The organism is Flavobacterium zubiriense, assembly GCF_041729725.1.
Lineage (GTDB): Bacteria > Bacteroidota > Bacteroidia > Flavobacteriales > Flavobacteriaceae > Flavobacterium > Flavobacterium zubiriense.
In genome coordinates, this window is sequence record NZ_JBCFQL010000018.1 from 57,513 (window position 1) to 65,899 (window position 8,387).

At 31.5% G+C, this 8,387-nt stretch carries 5 protein-coding genes; 1 reads left to right on the forward strand and 4 read right to left on the reverse strand.

Features of this window, described 5'->3' with window-relative positions; all coding sequences use genetic code 11:
• Positions 1 to 3 precede the first annotated feature (3 nt).
• The 4 genes from AAGV28_RS14890 to AAGV28_RS14905 all read right to left on the reverse strand — a co-directional run bounded on the left by AAGV28_RS14890 (position 4) and on the right by AAGV28_RS14905 (position 7,269).
• Positions 4 to 2,400, reverse strand: a complete 2,397-nt coding sequence (locus tag AAGV28_RS14890) for a glycoside hydrolase family 31 protein (protein ID WP_373407549.1) — start codon at positions 2,398 to 2,400, stop codon at positions 4 to 6.
• A gap of 199 nt (positions 2,401 to 2,599) precedes the next feature.
• Positions 2,600 to 4,504 carry a 1,4-alpha-glucan branching protein GlgB gene (glgB, locus tag AAGV28_RS14895; protein ID WP_373407550.1) on the reverse strand — a complete coding sequence of 635 codons (1,905 nt, stop codon included), beginning with the start codon at positions 4,502 to 4,504 and terminating at the stop codon, positions 2,600 to 2,602.
• 66 nt (positions 4,505 to 4,570) lie between these two features.
• Positions 4,571 to 5,851: a glucose-1-phosphate adenylyltransferase gene (locus AAGV28_RS14900; RefSeq protein ID WP_373407551.1), complete on the reverse strand. Its 1,281-nt coding sequence runs from the start codon at positions 5,849 to 5,851 to the stop codon at positions 4,571 to 4,573.
• A complete protein-coding gene (locus AAGV28_RS14905) occupies positions 5,848 to 7,269 on the reverse strand; it encodes a glycogen synthase (RefSeq protein WP_373407552.1) in 1,422 nt (473 codons plus the stop codon). Before AAGV28_RS14905 ends, AAGV28_RS14900 begins: the two co-directional genes overlap by 4 nt.
• A 690-nt stretch (positions 7,270 to 7,959) precedes the next feature.
• Here AAGV28_RS14905 and AAGV28_RS14910 point away from each other — a divergent pair.
• Complete coding sequence (locus AAGV28_RS14910) at positions 7,960 to 8,181, forward strand: ISAon1 family transposase N-terminal region protein (RefSeq protein WP_373407553.1); 222 nt, start codon at positions 7,960 to 7,962, stop codon at positions 8,179 to 8,181.
• The last annotated feature ends 206 nt before the right edge of the window (positions 8,182 to 8,387 follow it).

Below are 8,387 nucleotides of genomic sequence, written 5' to 3' on the forward strand. Positions count from 1 at the left end.
TTTTTATCCAATTATATGCAAAACATTGAAACCCTTTGACACTATCAAATATTGATTTTCTTTAAAACTTTCAGCATCAAAAACTACTTCTTCATTATCAATTTCTAAAATTTTAACTTCAAATGGTAATCCAATAAAATTGATTTTGTATTTGGTATAATTCGTATCGTACTTTCCTTCTTTATGCAATTGTATATTTAATTCCTTTCCTTTACCAGTCATTTGAAAAGACAAAAAGCTAAATCTTCCTTTTTTATAATCATAGCCATCCTGTGCATCTTCATAAACAACTGATTTTTCTTTTCCTTCTTTATAATAAACGTCCAAAGTTAATTCGTCAAACTCTAATTCACCCACGTATTGCTGAACAGGATATTTTGGAATAATAGCTCCCGCTTTAACAAAAACAGGGATTTCATCAAATTTTGTATCTACCCACATTTCTTTTCCTCCTTTTACTAAACAATTAGTCCAGTAATTATACCATTCTCCACGAGGAACATACATTCTTCTTCCTAAAGAATTAGGTTCTAAAATAGGACAAACTAAAATTTGATTTCCAAATATAAATTCGTCATTTCTATAATGAGTTTGAATGTCTTCTTGGTCAAAATAAACTAAAGGTTTCAACATAGGTGTACCTTCTTCAATATATTGCCAAAACATGGTGTACAAATAAGGTAATAATTGGTAACGAAGGTTGACAAATTTTCGAGTAATATCAATAACTTCTTCATCAAAAGCCCATGGTTCCTGATTACCGTGATCTCCAGAAGAGTGTGTTCTACAAAATGGGTGAAAAACCCCAAGCTGAATCCATCTGGCATACAATTCACCTGTTGGTTGCTCAGCAAAACCTCCAATATCTGAACCTGTAAAGCCCATTCCTGAAATAGACATTCTTTGAACTTGAATATTAGCAATCCAAAGATGTTCCCAAGTAGCTACGTTATCCCCAGTCCAAGACGATGTATAACGTTGTGCTCCAGAGTAGGCAGATCTAGTAATAATGAAGGGTCTTTTTGGATAAGAAAAACGCTTTACACCATGATAAGTGGCTCTTGCCATTTGGGTTCCATAAATATTATGCGCTTTTCTATGACTGCATGGATTTCCATCATAATTATGACGAACATCATTAGGAAATGTCTTATTAGGAACTTCCATTACGGCAGGTTCGTTCATGTCATTCCACACTCCTTTAACGCCTATATCTGAAATTAATTCTTTAAATAATCCAGCCCACCACTCTCTTACTTCGGGATTTGTATAATCCGGAAAATTACACTCTCCTGGCCAGACTTTTCCTTTCATATAAGGACCATCGGCTCTTTTGCAAAAATAATCATTTGCTAAAGCTTCTTTGTAAACTGAATATTCTTTGTCTATTTTGATTCCCGGATCAATAATAACAATGGTTTTAAATCCGTCAGCGGCTAGTTCTGAAACCATTCTTTTAGGATCAGGAAAATATTCTTTGTTCCATGTAAAACATCTAAAACCTTCCATATAATCAATATCCAAATAAATAGCATCACAAGGAATCTGCAATTCTCTGAATTTAGCGGCTACTTCTTTTACATTACTTTCTGGGTAGTAACTCCATTTACATTGGTGGTAACCTAATGCCCATAATGGTGGTAATTCTGGTTTTCCAGTTAAATCAGTATATGAGGTAACTACATCCTGCATACTAGGTCCATAGAAAAAATAATAGTTCATTTCTCCTCCGTCAGACCAAAAACTGGTAACATTTCTTCTTTCGTGACAAAAATCAAAGAAGGTTCTAAAAGTATTATCAAAGAAAATACCGTAAGACTGCTTGTTATGTAATCCAATGTAAAAAGGAACAACTTTGTATAATGGATCTTGCTCTTTTTGAAAAGCATATTGATCGGTTGCAAAATTCTCTACTCTTTTTCCTTTCAAATTCATCTGAGTGGCCTTATCTCCTAAACCGTAAAAACATTCTCCATCTCTGGATGCTTTACTCATTTTTACGATATTTCCACCAAATTCGTATGACTCTTCCCAGTGAAAACCCAATTCATCTTCTAATAGTACATTCCCTTTTAAATCGTAAATTGATGATCTTAAATCGGCTTTATGGATTTTACAAATAATTTTGTTTGTCGTAATTTGGTAATAATCATCTTCTTCAGTAACCTTCAAATGATTGTATCCATGTGAATGACTTTTATCAATAGCATAAGAGAAGTCATTACTAAAATACCCCTTAGTGGTAAAACGAAACCTAATCAAGCTATCTCTTAAAACTGAAAGTTTTAAAATAACACTATTATCAGTATAAAAATAGACTGAATCGACATCGTGCGTGTATGAAACTATTTTTGATGGGTATAAATCCCCTTTGTATTCTAATTCTGTATTTGTAATCATGCCTATTCATTTTTTATTTATACTATACTCGTTTTCTCAAACTTACAAAAATTCTTTTTTATAAATAAATATTACTTATTTTATTCACGAAATCGAAATAGTTGACTAATTTTCAAAAAAAGAAGTATCAATATTAATATCAATACTTCTTTTTGAAATAAAATAGCTTTTATGTAGTGCTCTTTTGAGATTCATTTTTTTATAAAATTCTAAAAACAGTAACACTCAACGGTGGCAATAATAAATCTACTGAATAATCTCTACCTCCATAAGGCGAAGATTCAATTTTTAAATCTTCTTTATTAAGTACGTTACTTCCGTTATATTTTTCTAAGTCACTGTTGAAAATCTCTTTCAGTTTTCCTTTTTTAGGAACACCAATTCTATAATCTTCGCGAATTAATTGGGTGAAATTACAAACCACAATCAAATCGTCTTTTGGATCGTTTCCTTTTCGAATGTAGGAGAGAACCGCGTTTTGATGATCGGAATAATTAATCCACTCAAATCCTTCTGGACTAAATTGTTTTTGGTGTAAAGCAGGTTCTGATTTGTATAATTTATTCAAATCCTTAATCAACTCTTTCACTCCATTGTGAACTGGGTATTGTAATAAATGCCAATCTAAACTTTCTTGAAAATTCCATTCTCCCGTTTGTCCAAATTCACATCCCATAAAAAGTAAATTTGTTCCTGGATGTGTAAACATATAACTGTATAGCAAACGTAAATTGGCAAATTTTTGCCATTCGTCACCAGGCATACGATCAGCAATCGATTTTTTACCATACACCACTTCGTCATGAGACAACGGCAACATGAAATTTTCAGTAAATGCGTATGTCATAGAAAAAGTCAAATCGTTTTGATGGTATTTTCTATAAACAGTTTCTTTTTGAAAATACTTTAAGGTATCGTGCATCCATCCCATCATCCATTTCATACCAAAACCGAGTCCTCCTACAGATGTTGGTCTGGAAACCATTGGAAAAGAAGTACTTTCTTCAGCAATAGTTTGCACTCCTTCAAAATTAGAATATACAACTTCATTAAATTCTTTTAAAAAACTAATGGTATCCAGATTTTCATTTCCACCAAAAATATTTGCTTCCCATTCTCCATCATTTCTAGAATAATCTAAATACAGCATCGAAGCAACTGCATCGACTCTTAATGCATCTACATGATAATGTTGCAACCAAAACAAAGCATTACTAATTAAGAAAGAACGTACTTCATTTCTTCCATAATTAAAAACTAAACTTTTCCAATCAGGATGATATCCTTTTCTACGATCTGGATGTTCATAAAGATTAGAACCATCAAAATAACCTAATCCGTGTGCGTCATCAGGAAAATGTGAAGGCACCCAGTCCAGAATAACGCCAATACCTGCTTGGTGCAATTTGTCTACCAAGACCATAAAATCTTGTGGATTTCCAAAACGGGATGTTGGAGCAAAATATCCTACTAATTGGTATCCCCACGAAGGATCATAAGGATATTCCATAATAGGCATAAACTCAACATGAGTAAACCCCATTTCTTTTACGTAACTAACTAATTCTTCGGCGAATTCTATATAAGTTAAAAAGCGATTGCCCTCGCCTCGTTTCCAAGATCCTAAATGAACCTCGTAAACTGAATAGGGTTTGTCTAAATCATTATGTTCTTTTCTGGTTTTCATCCATTTAGAATCATCCCATTTGTGATTTAGATCCCATACTATCGAAGCGGTATGTGGTGGTTTTTCACAATAAAAAGCAAATGGATCAGCCTTTTCAGTAACTAAACCGCCATTATTTGACAAAATTTTATATTTATAAGTAGTACCTTTTTCTACATTAGGAATAAAACCCTCCCAAATACCCGAAGAATCCCAGCGTACATAAAGTTCGTGTTCTCCTTGTGTCCAGAAATTAAAATCTCCCACAACAGAAACCGAATGAGCAGTTGGAGCCCAAACAGCAAAATAAACACCTTGAACACCATTTAATTCTATTAAATGAGCTCCTAACTTTTCGTACAATCTAAAATGCTTTCCAGCTTTGAATAAGTTAATATCAAAATCAGTAAAAAGGGAATGCGAAATAACTTTACTCATAGTATTATTGGTATAATTCTAATTCTTAAAAAAAAGAATATTGATATAAAAAATAGTTTATTTAACTTATTCAATTCTAAAATTATCAGGCAAAGTCACACCTTTTTTAATAACTACAATTCCATCCTTTATTGCATACAAATTAGTTGTAGTATTTTCTAAATGTGTACCACCGTTAATGTGAACATTATTCCCTATTCGGCAATTTTTATCAACTAAAGCATTATTTATATAACATCCTTCTCCTATTCCAACTAATATTTTATTGTTTTTAGTATCTATTTCCATGTCTTCAATACTTTGATAGAAGTCATTACCCATTACATAAGTATTTTTGACAACTGAATCCTTTCCTATTCTAGAACGAATTCCAATAACAGAATGTACTATTTCTTTAGCATTTAAAATACAACCTTCAGAAATTAATGATTTATCTACCATCGTGTTTTTAAATTTAGATGGAGGTAGCATTCTAGGTCTTGTGTAGATTTTATTAACGTCATCAAATAAGTTAAATTTAGGCACATCTTCTGTTAGTCCAATATTAGCCTCAAAAAAAGAATCTATATTTCCAATATCAGTCCAATATCCTTCATATTGATAACTAAGAATTTTTTTCTTCCCTACAGCCTGTGGTATTATTTCTTTACCAAAATCTTTAGTATCTGGATTAGCCATTAAATCTACCAAAAGCTGTCTGTTAAAAATATAAATCCCCATGGAAGCTAAATAATTTTTACCTTCTCCTTTCATTTCCTCACTAACATCCGATTCCCAGTCTGGCAATAATTCTTTGGCTGGCTTTTCAATAAAAGATTCAATACAACTATCACTATTTGTTTTTAATATTCCAAATTCAGGTGCATCTTTCGCATTTACGGGTAATGTAGCAATGGTTATATCAGCTTCCTTTTTAATGTGCTCTTCAAGCATATCATTAAAATCCATTTGATACAATTGGTCACCTGATAAAATTAGAGCATAATCAAAATTGTGATTTAAAAAATGAGGCATACACTGTCTTACCGCATCAGCAGTTCCTTGAAACCAAGTGGGATTGTCCGGAGTCTGTTCGGCAGCTAAGATGTCCACAAAGGCCTGACTAAAAGCACTAAAAACATAGGTATTCTTGATGTGTGCATTAAGCGAAGCCGAATTAAATTGTGTCAATACAAACATTCTATAAATATCTGAATTCATACAATTTGAAATAGGAATATCAACTAATCTATATTTCCCTCCCACTGGTACTGCTGGTTTCGATCTACTCTCTGTCAGTGGATACAATCTAGACCCCTGTCCTCCTCCTAAGATAATAGCTATAACGTTCTTTCTTTTTGCCTTCATATTTTGTTAAGTATTAAGTTGTACATTTCTATATATTCTTGACTTGCTTTTTCCCAGGAATGATCCGTGCTCATTCCTATTTTTCTAATTTTATTTAAATGCTCTTTGTTATCATACAAACTAACAGCTCTTTGAATAGAATAACATATATCACCTACTGAAGATTGATCATGACAAATTCCATTACCATCGTCACCAAAATCAACTACTGTATCTTTCAAACCTCCTGTTCTCCTGACAATAGGAATTGTTCCATATCTTAAGGAATACATTTGATTCAATCCGCAAGGTTCTACTCGAGAAGGCATCATTAAAAAATCTGCTCCAGCATAAATTAAATGAGCTAATTCTTCATTGTATCCAATAAAAGTATTGTAATTGCCTTTATAATCACTTAACAAACTATTTAATTGATTTTCAATTTGTCTACTTCCAGAACCTAATATCAAAATATTAATTTCTTTATAATTTTCTGACATTGCTAAGGCAGAAGCTTGAGGTAATAAATCACCTCCTTTTTCATCCAATAATCTACCTATAAAACTAAATAAAGGTTTGGTCGGATCTAAATTAAAAAGCGTACAAAGTACTTCTTTATTCTGTTGTTTTCCTTTTTCTAAATTTTGAATGGAATAATTTTTTTCTAACATTTTATCTTGCGCAGGATCCCAAACTTGAGTATCAATACCATTTAATATTCCTCTTGACTTATACCTAACAAGATTAAACAATGATTCTAAACCATTAGCCGAATAATTAATTTCATCCAAATAACTAGGAGAAACAGTAGTTACTGCAGAAGCGCATTTTACAGCTACAGCTAAAGAATTAATTTGACTGTCCCATTCTAATAACCTCACGTGAGTCAAATCAAATTCTGGAAAATAATTTAATTTATCAAAACTAAACTGTCCTTGATACAAACCGTTATGGATTGTAATCATTGACGGTGTATTGGATAACTGATGGTACTTATAACAATGTTGCATCATAAAAGGAATTAAACCAGTATGATGATCGTGACAATTTATTACATCAGGCATTGTTGCTCTACCAATAACCCAATCTAAAACAGCAATCTGAAAAGACATAAAGCGCTCAATATCATCTTCATAACCATAAACTTCTTTTCTGTCAAAAAGTTCTGGTATTTCAATTAAATACAATTCAAAACCCAACTTATCTGTTGTTTCTTTAAGCACACTAAAGGGAAAGTTAAAACCGCCTAATTTAACTGTTCCCCAATGAACACATTCTAAATCATTTTCACTTCTAAATTTTGTCTGATAACAAGGCATTACAACTCTTAATTCATGACCCCAATTACTTTGGTATTTTGGTAAGGCTCCAACAACATCAGCTAAACCACCCACTTTAGCCACCGGATAACACTCTGCACTAATATGAAATATTTCCATTTATTGATTTAAGTTTATTTAGGTTTAGAAAAATACATTATAAAAAAGTTAAGTTAAATTATCATTAAATTGATACTGACACGACCAATTTTATTAAAAAAATAGTTTTTAACTTTTTCTAAATATAGTAAAAAACAGAAACAATTATAATAAAATTCAAAAAAAAATAATGAATAACAAAAAATATTCTCAATGGTCAAAAACATCAAAAAAAGGAGCATTTCTTAATAGAATAATTGTAAATAATATCTTAAATAAAATCTCAATAAGGCATAAAAATTTTTAACCCATTTTTTACCTAAATTTATATAATTTTCACTCTAAAAAACGATATCCGTATCAAAAAGTAATAATTTGATAACAATTACAAAAAGAAACGTAAAAAAGTTAATTGATTAAAATTGGAAATGGAATTATTTAGTAACAATATCGATTATAAAATACAGTTAATTCGAATATGACTAAAATACAGACTTAAAAAACATTGCTTAGATAATAAAATTAATTACACTTAGTTATTATGGGTATTTTGTCAGGTGATAATTCAGGTGAAAATATTAATCAAATAACTCCAAATATCATTGATGTTATTCCAATTATCGAAAGCTTAGCTAAATAAAAAGGGATCATACGTAAAAGATGTGGGGAAATCTAAAAATCTAGATATTTGTACCTCCAAATTTTATACAAATGCAAAATTCTTTTACCAATATACTGAAGTTATTATTACCTGAAATAATAGTGGATTATTTTGAACTTCCCTCTTATGATAAAGGGGATGAGATTCTTCATTTATATCTAAAAGAGGTCTATTCAATTCCTAAAGAATACCGAGGGTCTAAGTTAACATCAAAAGGGTTCTTTGATGAGATTACCGTTCAGGATTTTCCAATTCGCGGACATCAGGTATAGCCTAACATATCACCCGAAGAAGATGGCTTAATGAGGATACTGGAAAAGTGGTTTTTAGAGATTGGACGCTGTATCTTTTGTTCGACAACCTCTACACTAATCCAGACTAATTTTGCTCTCACAAAAGGATGCCGCTTCGATCCCTAACGCAAATCCAAACCCATTATAATCAAAAAAGCTTCAATTAGCCATAGCCAATTGAAGCT

Coding starts and splice junctions, on each gene's coding strand:
- AAGV28_RS14890 (WP_373407549.1), bottom strand. CDS start 2,400: ATGATTACAAATACAGAATTAGAATACAAAGGGGATTTATACCCATCA.
- glgB (WP_373407550.1), bottom strand. CDS start 4,504: ATGAGTAAAGTTATTTCGCATTCCCTTTTTACTGATTTTGATATTAAC.
- AAGV28_RS14900 (WP_373407551.1), bottom strand. CDS start 5,851: ATGAAGGCAAAAAGAAAGAACGTTATAGCTATTATCTTAGGAGGAGGA.
- AAGV28_RS14905 (WP_373407552.1), bottom strand. CDS start 7,269: ATGGAAATATTTCATATTAGTGCAGAGTGTTATCCGGTGGCTAAAGTG.
- AAGV28_RS14910 (WP_373407553.1), top strand. CDS start 7,960: ATGCAAAATTCTTTTACCAATATACTGAAGTTATTATTACCTGAAATA.